The organism is Nostoc sp. C117 (assembly GCF_043099735.1).
Lineage (GTDB): Bacteria > Cyanobacteriota > Cyanobacteriia > Cyanobacteriales > Nostocaceae > Nostoc.
Genome location: NZ_CP170991.1, coordinates 1,407,710 through 1,425,790, shown reverse-complemented (window position 1 = coordinate 1,425,790; position 18,081 = coordinate 1,407,710). Strand labels below are relative to the sequence as shown.

Annotated in this window: 14 protein-coding genes and 2 pseudogenes; all 16 read right to left on the bottom strand. The window is 42.4% G+C overall.

Annotation, left to right across the window (positions count from 1 at the left end):
- Positions 1-79: 79 nt before the first annotated feature.
- On the bottom strand, positions 80-1,459 hold the full coding sequence (locus tag ACFG4S_RS07265; RefSeq protein ID WP_392534151.1) for a hypothetical protein: 1,380 nt from the start codon (positions 1,457-1,459) through the stop codon (positions 80-82).
- 17 nt (positions 1,460-1,476) lie between these two features.
- The gene (locus ACFG4S_RS07260) at positions 1,477-2,193 is read right to left on the bottom strand and encodes an FHA domain-containing protein (protein ID WP_392534150.1); all 717 of its coding nucleotides are present in this window, start codon (positions 2,191-2,193) and stop codon (positions 1,477-1,479) included.
- 56 nt (positions 2,194-2,249) lie between these two features.
- The gene (locus ACFG4S_RS07255; protein WP_392534149.1) at positions 2,250-3,533 is read right to left on the bottom strand and encodes a VWA domain-containing protein; all 1,284 of its coding nucleotides are present in this window, start codon (positions 3,531-3,533) and stop codon (positions 2,250-2,252) included.
- Between the two features lie 27 nt (positions 3,534-3,560).
- Entirely contained in the window at positions 3,561-4,508 is a 948-nt protein-coding gene (locus ACFG4S_RS07250) for a PP2C family serine/threonine-protein phosphatase (RefSeq protein WP_392534148.1), read from the bottom strand.
- Between the two features lie 121 nt (positions 4,509-4,629).
- Positions 4,630-6,807: a tetratricopeptide repeat protein gene (locus tag ACFG4S_RS07245; protein WP_392534147.1), complete on the bottom strand. Its 2,178-nt coding sequence runs from the start codon at positions 6,805-6,807 to the stop codon at positions 4,630-4,632.
- A gap of 83 nt (positions 6,808-6,890) precedes the next feature.
- Positions 6,891-8,099, bottom strand: coding sequence for a hypothetical protein (locus ACFG4S_RS07240; RefSeq protein WP_392534146.1), 1,209 nt, complete (start codon positions 8,097-8,099; stop codon positions 6,891-6,893).
- A 43-nt stretch (positions 8,100-8,142) separates the two neighbouring features.
- The gene (locus tag ACFG4S_RS07235) at positions 8,143-8,799 is read right to left on the bottom strand and encodes a hypothetical protein (protein ID WP_392534145.1); all 657 of its coding nucleotides are present in this window, start codon (positions 8,797-8,799) and stop codon (positions 8,143-8,145) included.
- A gap of 572 nt (positions 8,800-9,371) precedes the next feature.
- The gene (locus ACFG4S_RS07230) at positions 9,372-10,937 is read right to left on the bottom strand and encodes a GMC oxidoreductase (RefSeq protein ID WP_392534144.1); all 1,566 of its coding nucleotides are present in this window, start codon (positions 10,935-10,937) and stop codon (positions 9,372-9,374) included.
- On the bottom strand, positions 10,934-11,764 hold the full coding sequence (locus ACFG4S_RS07225) for an MIP/aquaporin family protein (RefSeq protein ID WP_392534143.1): 831 nt from the start codon (positions 11,762-11,764) through the stop codon (positions 10,934-10,936). The genes ACFG4S_RS07230 and ACFG4S_RS07225 overlap by 4 nt, the downstream gene beginning before the upstream one ends.
- Positions 11,751-11,933, bottom strand: a pseudogene (locus tag ACFG4S_RS07220) (hypothetical protein); the annotation flags it as partial. The gene ACFG4S_RS07225 and the pseudogene ACFG4S_RS07220, both read right to left, overlap by 14 nt.
- Before the next feature lie 269 nt (positions 11,934-12,202).
- On the bottom strand, positions 12,203-12,331 hold the full coding sequence (locus tag ACFG4S_RS07215; RefSeq protein ID WP_392534142.1) for a hypothetical protein: 129 nt from the start codon (positions 12,329-12,331) through the stop codon (positions 12,203-12,205).
- A gap of 154 nt (positions 12,332-12,485) precedes the next feature.
- A complete protein-coding gene (gene hisS, locus ACFG4S_RS07210; protein ID WP_392534141.1) occupies positions 12,486-13,874 on the bottom strand; it encodes a histidine--tRNA ligase in 1,389 nt (462 codons plus the stop codon).
- 357 nt (positions 13,875-14,231) lie between these two features.
- Complete coding sequence (locus ACFG4S_RS07205; protein WP_392534140.1) at positions 14,232-14,678, bottom strand: DUF3598 family protein; 447 nt, start codon at positions 14,676-14,678, stop codon at positions 14,232-14,234.
- Between the two features lie 13 nt (positions 14,679-14,691).
- On the bottom strand, positions 14,692-15,972 hold the full coding sequence (aroA, locus tag ACFG4S_RS07200) for a 3-phosphoshikimate 1-carboxyvinyltransferase (protein ID WP_392534139.1): 1,281 nt from the start codon (positions 15,970-15,972) through the stop codon (positions 14,692-14,694).
- A 79-nt stretch (positions 15,973-16,051) separates the two neighbouring features.
- Positions 16,052-17,245: pseudogene (locus ACFG4S_RS07195) on the bottom strand (pyruvate:ferredoxin (flavodoxin) oxidoreductase); the annotation flags it as partial.
- 25 nt (positions 17,246-17,270) lie between these two features.
- Complete coding sequence (locus ACFG4S_RS07190) at positions 17,271-17,657, bottom strand: hypothetical protein (protein WP_392534138.1); 387 nt, start codon at positions 17,655-17,657, stop codon at positions 17,271-17,273.
- Positions 17,658-18,081 lie beyond the last annotated feature (424 nt).

Below are 18,081 nucleotides of genomic sequence, written 5' to 3'. Positions count from 1 at the left end.
TGCTGCCTCGGAGGGGTACACTACGAAACTAATCTCAATATTTTTTACATTATCTAAATGCTATAACTCAGTAGTTACATCAATTGGAGTATTCTTTGAGACGCGGTAATAATCCCAAGAAACTCAGAAGCACAATTGTACTTGCTGCGATCGCTGTTTTAATCTCAAAAGCATCTAGATTGCTGAAACCTTGGTGAATTGCTCGATCGAAGACTGCTTGGTTGATATCAAATGTCTTTTGATTAGCTGTTTTAAACTCTTCAAGCAGCCAGTTGGACTGTCCAGACTTATTTCCGACGCACAGAGCGATCGCCTCTTGATGCTTGCCACTGCGCTCTAATTGGCGAATTTGTTGGTCAATAGCAAGGTATTTACCCAAACTCACGAGACTGGCGAGGGTGGCTTCTTTTTCACCTGGAAAGGTGATATTATTCAGTTCGTCAGCAATGTAACCTTTAAAACCATCTATCTTTTTACCCTGAGAATTATAGGCAGATGCTATGGTTTGAGCAGTTTGGCCTTGAGGAATTTGGGCAATTTGAGCTATTTTGCTGAAAAAAGCTTGTTCGTAGTTGGTGGCAAAAGCTGGGTCAAGCAAATAGCGGCTTTCGGCAGCATTAGCAATGTAGGCATTAGCACGAGCTTCTCGCAGAGCGTGCATAGAATTGAACGCATCTTCTTTAGCCGTCCTCAGATTTTCCGCAGAGGCCAGCAACGTGACTGTGGTATAAGTTAATAAGGCCAAGGCGATCGCTGTGGCAACCAACAGCATAGGATTGAGGGTGCGGCGCATCCTTTGACTCAGAAATATCTGAATCCCTAATAGCACAATTATCAGTGCTGCCCCAGAAACAAAAAGTAAGATCAAAGAATTATTAGCGGCAACCTTTTGTTCGGTATAAGTTTCTTCTAAAACTTGTATATTTACTTTATCTAACTCGTCGGCTGCTGGCAGTAAGGTTTTATCCATAAGTTCCGTAGCTGCACGGTAAGCAACCAGCATCGCGTTAGTATCACCGCGTGCGTGAAAATCCCGTGCTTGCTGAATTTGGGCTATGTAGTTACCTAAGCCGAGTTGCATCGTCTGAATGGGTTTTCGCTCTTTATCTGCATAGGTGATATTCTCAGCAGCAGCAACTAATCTTTCAGCAGCTTTTTGGTATCTCTCTTCGTAACCTTTGACTGCATCTTGGTTTTGTCCTGCTGGTACTAAAAGTTCATTAGCGACATTAGCATCCATACCGGCAAATGCGTCTTTGAGGCGTTGAGCAGTGACGATGCTGGGTGTGGAATCTTCACCAACGGTTTTGACCGCGTGTCTTTGCCCTTGAACTGCGCTAATAATCGCAATCAGTAATAGTAAACTGGTTGCTCCGGTTAAGTATAATCCTACCTGAAGTCGTTCTGGAGTCGTAAATTTATAATTTTTCTGACTTAAAAGAGCGATGATTTTACTCATATATTTTATTTGCAGGTTTATCCTAATTTCCGAACAGCTTTCACCGCGATCCGAGTCCAATGTCCAAGGGTAAATTCGTCTCCATCCTGAAGTTTTATGTCTACCATCGGCTTCAATTCCACAGCTTTTAATTGTGTACCATTCGCAGAACCAATATCACGGAGAGTTAATGTATTGTCTGTCTCTAACGTCAGCAAAGCATGGCGGTGTGAGACAGCATCATCAAAATCTAAAGCAATTTCTGGGTGAATTGCTCTAACTTCGCTATTGCGACCAATTAAGTTAATTGTCTTATCGAGATGAAATGTAATTGGTAGTTGATTTATCGGTGGTTCTGGACTTTCGGGATGGCGTAAAGATGGGTCAATATAGACAACTACATCCCAACCAATAACTAACAATTGAGAATCTATTAATCCAGACCCAGAATTATTGGTATTCGTCTGTCGACTTGTTCCCATTTCTTCTTCTTGGGTGCGTTTGGCAATGGGTACTTCACCATGCGCCCCAGTGACGAAGTTGTAACCACAAATTTCACAAAAATTGCCACTATTTGATTCATGGACGGTACTACAATCTGGGCAATTTTCTGTGGCTTTGGTTGGTGTTACTGTTGAGTTAATTGTTTTTTGGACGAATGGAAGTTCAGGTACACCGAGAATTTTAGTACCGCATTCTGAACAAAAATCTAATTCAGTTGATTCATGTCCTTTAGGACATTGATAGATTGACATAGTTACTGAAGTAATTTTTTAAATCGGTATAAGCCGTTTGTATTTAGCAATAACAATTAATTCGGAGATTTAGCAATTCGAGTCGTTTTTGTGGAACGTGTTTCCAATGCCATTGCATCTTCTTTGGCGACTTCTCGCTTCAACCGGACTGTTCCTGTCGGTGCATCCTCTATCTCAACTACGGTTTTCAGTAGTTTGGCTGTGGCTTCATTCCCTGATTCATGGGCTAGTTTTACTGCCTTGCCTAATTTGGCAGTAGCAAGCTCAATATCATTCCTAGCACGAGCTTCCAATCCTTCTTGAATTGACTGAGCCAGTTCTGCTTGTCCAGTATAGTGGGCAACTCGCCGATCGATTTTGGTCGATTTGGCTTCATCATCAGTCCAGGTTGCCAAAATACGTGCTTCTGCAACTTTAGTTTCTGTGCCGTTGAGGGTGTATACTAAACTCGCTCGACCTGCTAACATTTCATCACCGATATTGCCTGGATTAACTTCAATACAGAAGTGGTAATCACGAGACTCGTTACTTCCCCAAGCTCCAGTGGGGTAATCAACCATCTGAGGCTTGACAGGTTTATGGCGGTGGGTAAGGTCAACAATATCGGGACTAACTTGTTTACAAAACAAGACTTTGGCTCCTTGCGGTGTCCATAAACGTAAAGCGACATCGCTAACATTTTTACTCATAGCTTTTTCCAAAATGGCGCGGAAGTCACTTTCAATCATTGCGGCGTTAGGAATAATATCGGTTGTCCCTAAAAGTTTGCTGGCAATTTCTTGAAGTTGAGCAACTCGCCAATCAGTTCCGACACCACGACAGTCGCACTGAAAGACACCTTCACATTCAAGTAAAACTTTCTTCAAGGATTTCTCATCAGATTCATCATTTTGCCCATCGGTGAGCAGTAGTGCTTGACGAACTGCGCTAGGCATCTTTTTGAATTGTGTTAAGGCTTGAGCCAACCAAGTAGACATGAGAGTACCACCATTAGCGAGAGTACTCTTAATAGCTGCGATCGCTTCTTGCTTTTTTTCTATTGTGGCTGGAGAAACAGGAAAAACTACAGTGGCTTTACCAGCACCAGTGACGATGAAGAAATGGGCATCCTCTGGGAGCAATTTCACAATTTTGGTCATTGCATCTTTGGCTGCATGTATCTTGTCACCTCCCATTGAACCGGATGTGTCGCAGATGATGCCAAAAAGTCTGCCATTGTGTCCAGTTGCGATCGCACTATCACCTTTTTCGACGGTAATGGTCATAATGGCATCAACTTCTCTGGCTCCTTGGGGTAGATATTGGTTTTGAAAAACTTCGGCTTTAAATTGATGAGACATAGTGTTTTGTTTGTTTGAGAGTTTAATTCATAAACAGAGAACAGCAACAGTAATGTTGTCATGTCCACCACAATTACGGGCAAATTCTACAAGAGTGCGAGATATGCCGATCGCATCTTGAACGGGCGATTGCTGCACTAAGTTAGCTAAATGTGCTGCATCTAAGGTATAGTTCCACAATCCATCACTACACAAAATCAGATATCCAGAACCAGGAATAGTAAACTTCACAATTGAGGGAACAGCATCCTCAACGGCATCTGCTCCCAGCCAGCGCGTAATTGCATGAGCTTTGGGAGATAGTCTAGCTTCTACTTCGCTGATTTTTCCGGCTGCGACTACTTCAGTTAACCAGGAATCATCCTGAGTCAATTGTTGGTGACTGTGAGCAGAAATCCAGTAAGCGCGACTATCACCTAACCAGCCAATAGTAGCGATACTTTCTTGAACAATTGCAGCCACAATAGTTGTAGATGGTGGTTCTAAATCTCCACTATTTCTATAAGAAATATTACATACATTGGCTAAAGCAGTAGCAAAAGCTGATTTAATTACCGAAGCGGAATTTTCCCCTGTTTCCCACGCATTCGCTAGAGCCAGACAAGTACTTTCAGCAGCAGTTTTAGCAGCTAAATCAGGTTTTTCGGAACTAGAAACTCCATCACAAACTACGAGAATATTTGGCTGACTGTCATTGAGTTGTTGTAAAGCGAGGAAATCTTCATTGCGGCTATGTTTGAGTCCGCGATCGCTAACTCCGGCTAGCTGTGAATTAATTATTACTTCTAACCAATCATGCACTGGTGGTTCTTGGCGAAATCCACATTGGCAACAGTAGCCTTCAGAATCGATTCCTGCACCACATTTTTCACATTTAGCGATCGCAGTTGGCGGTTTACTAGCCGTTAAAGGTGTACCGCATTCTTCACAAAATTTATCATCAGCTAAGATGGATGCACCACATATACATTGCATAATTTGCCCTCATTAGGTTTAACGAACTTTGGGGGTTTAAGTCCCCTGTCTCTACAGACAGCGCGTTTTGATGCCTAAGCTAAATCCCCGTCACAAAACTTAATTACGAATTACGAATTATTTAAATTAGGGTTCTAGGACGTACCCGATTAGCTTCATCGACTAAAGAGATTTTTTCGTCTTTAGTTGCGAGGTGCGCCATGTCGCGTAAGGCTTTTTCCAATCCCTTTCTCAGATGCACTTCTTGTAATGGCTGCCCCAAAATTGTTAAATCAGCAGCAGCTTGGAGTTGGCGGGAGGTGATTAAATTGAGAGCAGTTTCTAATACTTGTTTAGTCAGGCGATAGCGATCGCTACCTTCTAATGTCAGTGCTTCAATGGCCACAGAAGCGGCTTTGAGTTCTTGAGTACCTGGAGCCGAGCGATCGCCGTTGATTAAAGTCCGGGCAATCTCTACTCGCGCTCGTGTATATAAATTAGAAGTTTGCGGTATATTTTCCAAAGCTGCTACAGCACCGTTGCGATTTCCAGTGGCACAAAAGCAACGTGCTAACCCAAAAGCTGCTGATACATAACTCGGATCGGTGCGGGACACCAAACTATACATCTTAATTGCTAATTGGTAATTTTCGGCAAGTTCTGCGGCTAACCCCAGCGCCAGTTTCGGAGCTAATTCTCCTGGTAAATCAAAATAAACTTGGTCAAATGCTTTCTGCGCCTCTGCGGGTTTATTTTGCGCCATCAGCGATCGCCCACGATACCAAAAGCTCCGCCAATCCCAAGGATCTTTGGCTACGACTTGGGCTATAGCTTGTTCTGCTTCTTCGTAATCATTAGTATCAATTAAGGTATTTGCCAAGCGCAACAATGCTTCAGTTGATTTGGGGAATTGCTTGACAACAACATCTAAACCGACGGCTCGCTGGACTGGATCGGCGATCGCGCTGGCATTTAGGACTGCATTAAAGCCCGGATCGGTAGCATCCAATATTGGTATCGGTAATTGGTGATATTCTGGCTTAATTGGTTCAAAACTTCCACTGTGGGTAATGGCCAACATATCGCCGCCAAACAGGTTACTGGTGGTGGGACGGGGAATATTGGTAGAAATTGCAACAACTTCCCGCAGTACACCCAATAACTGATCTGCCATTTCATCGGCTGACTGAAATCGGTCATCAGGATTTTCGGCGGTGGCTTTAATCAGAAAGCGATACAGTGATTCTTGTTGGGCAAATAAAGGTTCTTCTTGGGGGCTGGGAAGTGTGTATAAATGTTCCTTACTAAAACCTTTAATCTCGGTAAGCAGCACCGCCAAAGTTCTGCCAATGGTAAATAAATCGGAAACGATTGTTGGGCCTTCGCCGGCTTCAGGAGCGCTATAGCCCACTGTACCGTAAATATCACCATTGGGATCGTCAACGCGACGGACACCACCCAAGTCGATTAATTTCACGTCGTTGTCTTCGATCATGATATTATCTGGCTTGAAGTCGCAGTATACCAACCCCAAGGAATGTAGATAGGCAAAAGCTCCCAAGATACGGTGAATATATGCGATCGCTTCTGCTACGGGTAACGCGCCGCGAGTTTTGCGGATTTCTTTGAGGGTTTTACCGCCCACATACTCCATAATGATAAAACCTTCATTACCGTGGTTAACGAAATTATAAATTCCCACGATATTAGAGTGTTTTACTACTGCGAGGAATTGTCTTTCTGCCACGGCGACGGCTGCACTAGATGCGTCTTCGCTGTTGAGCAATCCTTTCAGTACTACATAGCGAGATAAAGTTTTATCGAAGCCTAAATAAATCCATCCTAAACCACCATAGGCGATCGCTCCTTTGACTTCGTATTGCCCAACAACTACATCGCCAGGCTTCAGAGTCGGAATAAAAGAATACTTCTGCCCACACTTGCTGCAAAATCCGTTTTCTCGTCGCAAAGAATGATTGCAATTACTACAAAAGCGTTTATTCTCCGGCACCATTGGGTTAGTAAGAATCGCTTTTTCTGGTTCCGTTGAAGGCAGTTCTGGTACAGAAGTTAATCCCGCTCCTAGTTGTCTGCGACTACTACGGGCAGAAGTGCTACTGGTACGCCGCGAACCCTTGGAACGATTGGTTAATGGAGACGAGCCTGTGGCTGTGGTAATTGGTGAACTTCTGAGTGTTTGTGAGGCATTTTGTTTCTGGCTGACATCTAGAGATTTTAATGCTGCTAACCCACAGACATTACAGTAGTCATCTTCAATAGTGCCAGTACATCCATTCCGCAGACAGCGAAGACTGTTCATTGAAGTCTCCTAAATCTATAGTCATAAATCATTGGTTATTCTTCTCCCGATCTTTTTCACCAGATATTTGCTTTATTGTTCCCCTAAAATTGGCTGTTTAAACGTTTTTCATATTGGGAAACTAATTCCGATGCCTTGTCTAATGGAGTTGGGCGGATATAGAGGAGTTGCGTTGCTTTTTGGGCTAAATCAACCAAGGTAATATCTTCAATCAATCCCCGCGCTAAGGCTTTAGCTTTGAGGGCATCCAGTCGTCCACGTAACTCCCGACGAGTTTGTAACAAAGTACTATTAGCTGTGTATGTCTGTTGCTCTAAAGTTATGTATTCTTTGGCTTTGGCTATCCAATTATCTAAACCGAGCATAACTGGACTAACTAAACCCTCCTCTAGCTTATTTTGTAAGCGTGTGAGCCATTGGCTAAGGGCATCTATCTGCTCTTGCGCTAATGGAGTGTGCTTTGTTAGATACAAAACTTTTTCTTGGCTTTCCGTAAAAGCGGCAATAGATTGTGAGTGAAGTCTAATTAATTGTTCTAATAAATTGTGAGCGATCGCTAGTTTTTCTTGTATCTGAGCCTGTTGTTTTTGGGCTTGCTCTAAGACTAATTTAACTTGTGCCAATAAAGGTTTGAGTTGCCGATCTATCTCTGCACTCACTCCCAAAGGATCTTGCTCAACCCTTTCTCGTAGGGAAGCGATCGCTTCATGAGCTTGTACCAGTTCATTCCTAGAATCTTGATTGAGTGATGCGGCTAAGTTTTGCCCTAAGATAATTTGCGATTCTGCATCTTGGAGTATAAATTCTAGATTTGTCCAAGCGGCATCAACCGCTAGAACTGCATCTCTGGCTACAGAAAAAGCCTGATTCATTACTTCTAATAATTGTGCAGGAGCGATCGCGTTTGCTTGTTGAGTCACAGTCAGTAACTCTCTCTGTGCTAATGGCGTTTGCACAACAGACAGATGAATCGAAGTGCCTGTTAATAGTTGTTTAATTTCATCAATTTTTTCCTCTGTTGCCAAAAATCGTGGTAATTGCTGCCGCAATCTACTGGCTCGATCTATTGTTTGCACCAATAGGTCAAAGTACTGAAATAAATCGTTCATTGCCTCCAACGCTGGAGTCACTTTTAGAGCAGTAATGCCTGTCAAATGAACTTTAGCAAAACCAGGACTCCCGCAAAGGCGTTGATATACTGGGAGTTCTTGTAGATCGAATAGGTTTTGGCTAACTACTTGAATTTTATTTTTCCAGTCAGCTAAGAGTTGATCGACAATTTTGGTTGTCATAAGAATCAAGGAATTCAATTTACCAAAACGAATTATCCTGATATTATGCCTGGTTTACTCGGCTCAAGTTATGACGCTCCATCGGGGACTTGATACTATCAGCCAGTGGTTGTCCACTCCCTTGCGCTTGTTGTATTGACGTTTCCAAAGGTGATGCAGCCATTCCCCCTTCTGTTGCACGTTGCACCATCGACTTCATTTGGAGTTCTTCCTCTTCAGGCAAAGACTCACGCTGAAGTTTTCCGCCCTGTGGTTGATGAAGTCGTTGCACGACCTGACGAGCAATTTCGTCAGCTTCCTGTTCATACTTATCGCCAGGCTCTCCAATCGTCAGTTTTGCTTGAATTGGTGTTGGTCTATCTGGTCTATGAAGTGGAATATTGGCGATATTATGACCAAATAGGGTTGCGTGTGACAATCGAGAATTCAATAGTCCGTCCATCTTGGCTTGTAAAACTGTTAGGCGCTCCTGTCCTTCGGGCGTAATCGAGCCATACTTAGCTTGTATTTCAAGTCCAGTTGCCTCCATCTGTTGTTCTGCAAAGGCAACATCTTCTATATCAGTTGATGTCTTTGCTGCATCTGATACTTTTGGGGGTTGACTAGTAAACGGTCTATACGCTAGTTGAAGGTGTGAGTTTGGTGCTGAGGAATTGGAATAGGTAGATGAGTTAGTCTTTGAAGATTTTGTTTTGTGCATTGTTTTACAAGTTCATGATTTACAATCAACCTGACATCAGTGATTGATGTCAGCAAAATCTTGAATATTGTGTTGTGAAAATCTAGGTACTGATGGTTACAAAATGCCAAAGACCAACCACTGGATTGCAACAGCTACGAAATTCAGTCCTAAGAAGATTTCACAACTGTATTTTTACATCCCTTAAAAATAGACTTGCGATCTATTTTAATTTTGACTAACAAGCAAGTATATTGGTTTAATCCAGCCTTTATCAGCATATCAGCTTTTATCAAATCTCCGACCTTTACGTATACAGAAACTCAACGCGACGGGAAATTCTGGTCAATGCATAAGTCCTAGTTGTTCGCCAAGTGAACTTTGCGAGGTAAAGGGGAAGGGGGAAGGTGGAGCCCCCACGAAGTGGGGATAAGGGGCAGGGGGAAAGGGTTTAAATCTCTTACCCTTTTCCCTTTCCCCTTTCCCCAGTCCTCCAATAAGAGAGAATCGATTGGGGAATGATGGATTACGCCTCGCCTAGCGATGTCTACTTTAAGGGGCTGCTCAGTGTCGCGTCGCCTCCTGAATGTGGATCATTTCAAGCGCTCTAGTAAACGATCGCCAACTCGCAATGAATTAGCAATAATGGTCAGCGTGGGATTAACAGCGGAACTGGATGGAAAGAAACTGCCATCGACAACATAGAGATTATCCACGTCATGGGTACGGCAATTCAGATCCAGTACGGAGGTTGTTGGGTCTTCTCCAAAAAGACAAGTACCGCATTGATGACCAACTGATTGCAGTGGCATCATGTTGCGGGGATAGAGGCTAAATGGAATACAGTGTTCTGCCCGATCGACTTGCTTGAGAACACCTACCCAGCGTTTAGCTAGGCGATCGCTTGCTTCTAAATTGTTGGGTTTATAGTTTAAGTAAAGGCGCTCTTCCTTGACCTGCACGCGATTCTCAGGATCGGGTAAGTCTTCTGTTTGCAACCACCAACCAACTGTATGGTCGGCAACTGTTTTCAGTTCTGCCCCCGGTCGCAGCCTTAATAGTGGAGCCAGCAGTGAGGGAACTTCGGCGGGTAGCATATCTGCCAATACATTACCAGTATTTTGTATCAAGCCCATTGGGTAGGGAAAATCAGACTCGCCCCAATAAAAATCACTAATGGCGATCGTCTTTTGATAAACAGATGGATTGAGTTTTGTATTTAGTTGTACCATTGCCATAGAAATATGCTTCATCAGGTTGCGCCCCACCCGATCGGAACTATTTGCTAATCCGTTGGGATGTTGGTCATTGTGCGATCGCAATAACAATGCTGCTGAGTTAATCGCGCCGCAAGCAACTACAACAATATCACCTGTAAAGAACTGAGTTTCGCCGTTAATCTCAACTTCTACGCGGGTGACTTCTCGACCAGAGGGACTTGTATGTAACCGTGTGACTTTGGCTTCAGTCAGTAAAGTAATATTTTCATGATGGCGAATGGGCTGCATACAATTAACTTCAGCATCAGCTTTACCTTGAGTCAAACAAGGAAAGCCATCGCAGGTATCGCAACGAATACAGTTCCCCAGGCTTTTATCTACTTCATTAAGTTTCAATCCCAACGGCAGATTGAAGGGATGCAAACCAGCTTCCCTCAGACCGTTAACAAGTTCCTGTATTCGGGGTTCATGGTGTACGGGAGGATAGGGATAAGGTAAACTCCTAGCTGCCTCGGTGGGATCGATACCCCCTTGACCGTGAACATCATAAAGCTGCTCTGCTTGAGTGTAGTACGCTTCAAAGTCGCGGTATTTTAATGGCCATGCTGGTGAAATGCCGTCCTTGTGTTCCACCTCTTCAAAATCGCGTTCCCGTAATCGCAACAACGCTGCACCGTAAACTTTGGTATTACCACCAACCCAGTAATTCATTGCTGGACGGAAGGGTTTATGATTTACGTCATACCACTGCTCTGGAGTGTGATACCTTTCTTTTTGGTAAACTTCTAGCGCACTCCAGTTTTCCTTTTCTCGGGGTAAAAATTTACCTCGTTCCAAAATTAAAATTTTTTTGCCACTGGGTGCAAGATGATAGGCCAAAGTGCCACCACCCGCTCCAGTACCAATGATAATCACATCATAATGAGTGTTCGTTGTCATGATTGTTCTCCTGGAATTGGCAGAGAGTCACTCAAATCGATTTTGCCGTGACGATTGTAGTCACAGCGAAAAATACAGCGTTTGTGATTGTCGTGATGCAATTTGGCACACTTGACGGCGCGTTTGCCAAATAAATATTGATATACTGCTGATGCCAGAAACATCCCCGCAGGTGGCACAATTACATATAACCAAAATGCTGTCCAAATGTGGGCAGGTAATGCAGAAGCAAGGCTACGAGCAGGGTTCATGCTAAAGCCCGATAGAGGAGCTTCAAAAAAAACGTAAAGCATTACCAGAAATCCGGCAAATAGACCTGTAAAGCGATTGAGTTTCTGGTTGTTACTACTTAGTAAAACGGTCATCATCATTACAAATGCAATGACTAGCTCGCCCAATAAAGCTATAACCCACCCTGATGTTCCTGGGACAGTGACAATATAATTCACAGGCACTTTAGTGAACACCTGACCTAGCAATAATGCCACCAAATAAACCCCAAACAAACCGCCCAAACATTGAAACAGAATGTAAAAAATAGCATCCTGACGTTTGACTTTTCCCAGACGATAGAACGTGAGCGTGACAGCAGGATTCATGTGTGCGCCGGATTGCTTGCCCCAAGGCGAATAAATCAGGGTAATTGCCGTTATTCCCATGACCACACCAATTAAAAACCGACGCAAATCGCCATTGGGAATTGCTTGATGAATTGGGGAACCAGGATACTCAAACACACAGGTAAATACTCCCGCAGCAATCAGAAATAATCCCAGTTCTGCTGCTTCCATTAAGTATTCGGGTAAATGTTTTCTAAATGTTTCCATGCTGCTCTTGCGCTCGGTATTCAGCATTTGGGAGAATTAGCGCGGCGACTAATCCTGTCCAGCCTGTTTGATGACTGGCTTCAATACCCGCCCCGTTATCTCTGTGAAAGTATTCGTGGAACAAAATATAATTGTGCCAATGGAGATCGGATTGAAATATTAAAAGCCCTCTATGACATTAAGTCCAGTGAATTAACGATCGTTCGATATATCTGTACAAAAATCTAAAATTCTTTTCCCCCTTGCTACCTGCCCACTGTGATATGAATAACTCTTTCACTGGATATGATACAACACTATAGAATCCGATCTGTCTCAGTATCTATGTTCACCTTCATCCTTGAACCAAGCTAGTTCAGCGAAAACTATTTCGCCTTTCCTCACGAAATAAACGCAACGCAAATGCCCCAGAAATAGTATTCCGTAGTTCATTATGTACTACAGCCCGCGGCGTAATTCAGTATCAGCAGGGTAAAGTCTCTGACTAGTTGGAGCGATCGCGTCAAGATAGTGCAGGATATCTGTAGAATCAGTAAATGTACCAGCTTTCGTTAAAAATAATGGCACGGATTTTTCGCCAGTGGGACGAGTAATAAGCCAATAAAAACCCGTCACATGATGCTTTTCGATGAAAGAAAGGAATATGTTACTAGCTTTGAAACATACCTCCCTAGATAGTGAACCACTATAATTTTTTTGGAAGTACTTTATAAATCAAATTTTAGGCAAGTCTGCTTTTAACTTCCTCTGCCAAATTTTGTAGTAAAACTTCTATTTGCTCTCCTGTTTTTAAATCCTTAAGTGAGGATTTTTGTGCTGCTGCTTCTTCAGAACCAATAATCACACAAAATTGAATTCCTTGTTTATCTGCTAACTGAAATTGTTTGCCTAAGGGACGCTTATCAAAGTTAGTTATAACATTAATTCCCGCTTGACGCAGTTGTTGAGAAACTTTTAAATAAGTGGGCATTAAATCATCTTGCATATTCACTACCATCACTTGGGCTGGCGTTGCAGCTAATGTACTGAGAATACCTGCTTTGAGCAATCTACTAATTAAGCGAGTTAAGCCAATAGAAATGCCGACACCAGGCATTTTTTCACCCAAAAATACTCCTACTAATTCTTCATATCTGCCACCAGAACAAATACTACCTAAAGCTTCATGTCCTAATAAAGTTGTTTCGTAAACTGTGCCGGTATAGTAATCAAGCCCCCGCGCAATGGATAAATCAATACAAAAACGATTTTCGGCAACTCCAAGATTACGCACGCCTACAATTACCGTTTCTAGTTCGGTAATTCCCAAGCTTAACTGCTCGCTTCCTGGTAAATTGTTTGCGAGGTGCTTGAGCTTATCTAATACCTCATCAACTGAACCATCTATTTTAATAAAATCAATAATTTTTTCAGCTTGCTCTACTGAAATACCTTCTTTTTCTAAATCTTGTTTTACTTTATTTTCACCAATCTTTTCTAAAGTATCAACAATACCAATACATGATTTAATTTGATTTTCAGCAATTCCCACTGATTTAAAAAAGCCTGTAAGAACTTTGCGGTTATTAATGCGTATGACAAAATCACCAATATTAATTGCTTCAAATATCTCAGTGATAATTGCAGGCATTTGAGCATCATAAAGTAAACTAAGTTCACGACGGGCGACTACATCAATATCACATTGACGAAACTGACGAAAACGCCCATCTTTTGCTCGTTCTCCCCGAAAAACTACATCCATTTGGTAGCGGGCAAAGGGAAAGGTTAATTCATTGAGGTGACGAGCAATATAAGCTGCAAATGGAACTGTTTGGTCAAATTTTAATGCCCTTGCTTCTAAACCAGTTTCGCCAGATTTATCTTTCTCGGCTTGGCGATTTGGTGGCAGGATGGGATTGATACCATAAATGATATTGTCACCTTGGTTTCCTTTAGCTTGTAGTACTTCTAAACGTTCTACAGCAGGGGTTTCTATCGGCGTAAATCCATAACTTTCAAAAACTCTACGAATGGTATCGAGCAAATATAATTCTAAACGCTTTTCGCTAGGTAGAAATTCTGGGAATCCGCTAGGAGTAGAAAAGTTTATTTTGTCACTTTTGGCCATGCATTTACCTTAATAAGTTGAGATTTGAGATAAAAATTCAGAACTAAAAAGTACAGTTGGTTAGGTTTTAGCCTAAGAGGATGTTTGAAAAATAGGCACTTATCGAACCCGCAAATCTCCTGAAAAAAAGGGGAAAACCGGAATCAAAATTTCCCTTAAAAAAGGGGGATTTAGAGGGGTATCTGAAACGTTTTGCTACCAATCAAAAGACTTTTAAAACTTCTCTAACGCACCATGTTATCTAGGTTTAGTCTGGTAGATGTAGGAGAATATCAACGCACATAAAATCTAAGATGGTGCGTTTGCCTCCGCCATAATACACCCGATAAAACTAGGGTAGAGGTGAGGGAAAAATGACTATCCAAGTCTTTTTTCTTGAATGAGAGTTCGCTGAAAAATCTGGTTGTTTTTAAACCAATGCCAAGTGCGTGCCCGATTGTTATTATCAGGACTAATGTAAATCATTTCATATAAGTTCATTTCTGGGTTTGTTTTATAAGCAAACCACAAAATCACAATGGAATCATCTGCTTCCCAAGCTTTTCCTTCAATGCGATCGGTGTCAAACCAAAGTTTATTATCTTTATATATTCCGGGAAATTCGTACTCTTCTTTTTTACCATCAGCCCAGCTGTAGCGATTGATTTGGTAGTAGGGATGAAGGCCGTTTTCTGGGAATTGACAAGTTAAGTGAGACTCGTAGCTGTCGAGGATTTTTCCGGCTGTATCAATTACTGTATAAGTTCCTACCCAATCTCCTTCATGACGGGCAAGCACAGGCATTCCTTCTCGTATATTAGACATTGCAATTCACCTTTTATTGTTCTAACATTTGGAAAAATCGGGTAAAGTAATCGGGAAAGGTTTTCGCTGTACAACCTGGGTCTTTAATGACAATGCCGGGAACTTTTAAGCCAGTGACAGCAAATGCCATTGCCATTCGATGATCGTGATAGGTTTCGATCGCTGCTGGAGTAATTACGCTAGGCTCAATCTTGAGTCTATCGGCAAATTCTTCAACCTGAACTCCTAAGCGACGTAATTCCGTAACTACGGCGTGAATGCGGTCGGTTTCTTTATAGCGAATATGTTCTACATTACGGATGGTAACAGGTGAGGTGGCAAAGGGGGCGATCGCTCCTAAAGTTTGCACTAAATCTGATATATCGTTCATGTCAATATCGATACCCTGCAATTGCTCTGGGCCGGTCACTTCGGTGTAACCATCACCCTCACGTATTTGGCAACCCATCTGTTCTAAGACATTCAGCCAAAGAATATCACCTTGACAAGATTGTTTGGTCAAATGCTTAACCCGGACTCGTCCGCCTGTGACGGCGGCGGCGGCAAAAAAGTAAGAAGCATTTGACGCATCGGGTTCTATCGTGTAATGTCGAGCTTGATAACGTTGACCTGCTTTAATCTGGAATTGATTCTCCCCAATTTGAATCACCTCGACGCCAAAATCGGCCATTAGACCACAAGTCATTTTGACATAAGATTGGGAAACCAGTGTACCTTCAACCTCAATAATTGTGTCTTGTTGAGCATAAGGCGCAATCATTAGTAATGCCGAAAGTTGCTGACTTGTTTGGTTAGCTTGTAAGCGAAAATGCCCTCCAGAAAACTGTCCACCGTAGATGGTGTAGGGCATAAACCCAGAATTCCCCTGAAAGTTAACAGTTATTCCGCTGGCTTGCAGCACTTTTAGCAAGTCACCCATCGGTCGTTCTCGCATCCGGGGAACACCATCTAGATGATATTCGCCGTTACCCAGTGCTACCAGCGCCGAAATAAACCTTGCGGCTGTACCTGCTAAGCCAACGAATAAATCTGCTTGCTTAGCTGGAATTTCGCCTCCCTTTCCTGCTATCTGAATCTGAGTCAAATTAGGATTTAGGGTGATGGGAATGCCTAATTGCTCTAAACATTTGGCAAAATAATTGCTGTCTTCACTAAATAAGGCATTTTCTAAAATAGAGTCGCCTTGTGCTAAAGCCGCGACAAGTAATGCCCGATTGGTAATGCTTTTAGAACCAGGAATCTCTACCGTGGCATCTATTAGGCGATTCAGAGCAGGGATTGCAATGGTATCCACTTTAAACCTCAGTGCAGACAGTCAACTACAACTTAATTATGTTCGCATATCTTGAATACATGGGGAATGGGCAATGGAGAAGGTTATCAAAGACAGCTTTAATCATGGCTGGCGTAAATTCTTTAGAAGATAAACCGTAGTTACCACCCAGAATTTGAGGAGTGTTGAGTGAGGAGTTAGGAGTTAGGAATGCTCCCCCTGCTTTCCCTGTCTTCCTCTCTCCCCATGCTTTATGGATAGCAGCGACTACATCCAAATACAATGATTCACCAGATGCGCCTGGTTCTTTGGTGCGGTCTAAAACTGCGATGGTACGAACAGTGTCTGGTAAAGCAGCAACAAAGCACTTGGTATCAAATGGGCGATATAGTCGTACTTTCAAAACGCCCACTTTCTCATCACGAGCATTGAGGTAATCTACTATTTCACGTACAGCCTCATAACCAGAACCCATCAGTACAATAACTCGTTCAGCTGCTGGGTCGCCGTGGTATTCAAATAGTTGATATTGTCGACCAGTCATCGCAGCAAATTCATTCATGACTTTCTGAGTGATGTCTGCACAAGCTAGATAGTAAGGATTGATAGTTTCTCTCGCTTGGAAGTAGACAAACCTGTTTTCTGTTGTACTGCACAAAACAGGTTTGTCAGGGGTAAAAGCGCCTGAACGATGGGCAAATACTAATTCGTCTGGAATAAATTCTCTTAAGTCATCTTCTGCTAACAGTTCAAGTTTTTTAATTTTATGGAAGGTACGAAAGCTATCAAAAAAGTGCAGAAATGGTATTCGTGATTCTAAAGTTGCCCGTGTTGCTATCAAAGCAAAGTCTTGTGCTTCTTGCACTGATGTAGAACATAACAGGGCAAAACCAGTACCACGCGCTGCCATAACATCGCTGTGACCGGCAAAAATTGAGAGGGCTTGCGATCGCCCCGCAATATGAAAAACTGTAGATGTAAGTTCTCCGGCAATTTTGTATATATCTGGAATCATCAACAATAATTCCTGCGATGCTGTAAATGTCGTTGTCAGCGAACCAGTTTGCAAAGCACCATTTACAGCACTAGCTACACCTTCTTGATTCTGCATTTGTACAACCGAGGGAACATCACCCCAAATATTGCGTTTACGTTCACTAGCCCAAGCATCTGCCCACTCAGCCATTTTTAAAGAAGGAGTAATTGGGTAAACTACAATGACCTCATTCAGTCGATAGACGACTTCGGCAACAGCCTCATGGCCGTCTATGCTTACAAAGCTTTTCTTGCTCATGTTTATCTTGTCGCACCTGTGAAAATTAAGCTAAGTTTTGTGGACAGTAGCCCAATCCGCGAATATAATTTTGTCGGAATACTTCAATCTCATAAGGTTGCGGTCTACCATGAGAAACTACCGCAACCTTATAGCGTTCCATAACATTAATTACTGATTGTCCACTTTCCAAACTGCTCAGAACTTTACTAATGACCTCGGATGGTGAGTAAATAATTCCGAATTCATTCAATAAAGCTCTAATATCTTTATCCTTTTGTATTGAAACAAAAGATTTAATTTTGACATTGATTATCCAACCATGAAATTGATTAATTACAGTAATATAGTCAATAGAAAAGTCATTCCTGCTAAAATATTCAACAACACGCAGTGTCAGACTAGCATTGCTCAGATTGTAGAGGTATTGCATAATTTTTAGAGCACAATTGAGACTTTCAACAAAATAATCTCTAAATCTAAAGATTTTATGAGGATTCTAGGTTTTGACAGAAAAATAATTAAATAAATTTTTCACAATCAAAGTAAAGGGAAATACTGCTTTATTTATCGAAACAGAATGCACGAGTTAGGAGTCAGAATTCAGCATGAATTCTTTACGATGGTTACTGCACGAACCGGAACGGCATAGCTTAGACCTCTTGCAAAAGTGCTTTTTGCAAGAGGTGGGAAAAGGGAAAAGGTTAAAGGGAAAGGGGAAAATACAAAACCTTTCCCCCTTTCCCCCCGCCCCTTATCCCCTTCTTGGGACCCCACCTTTCCCTTATCCCGACTTCTGCAAGAAGTCTCTTCTCTACAAGAGTCCGTGAGCGTCTTGATTCATAATTCTCGGTTCT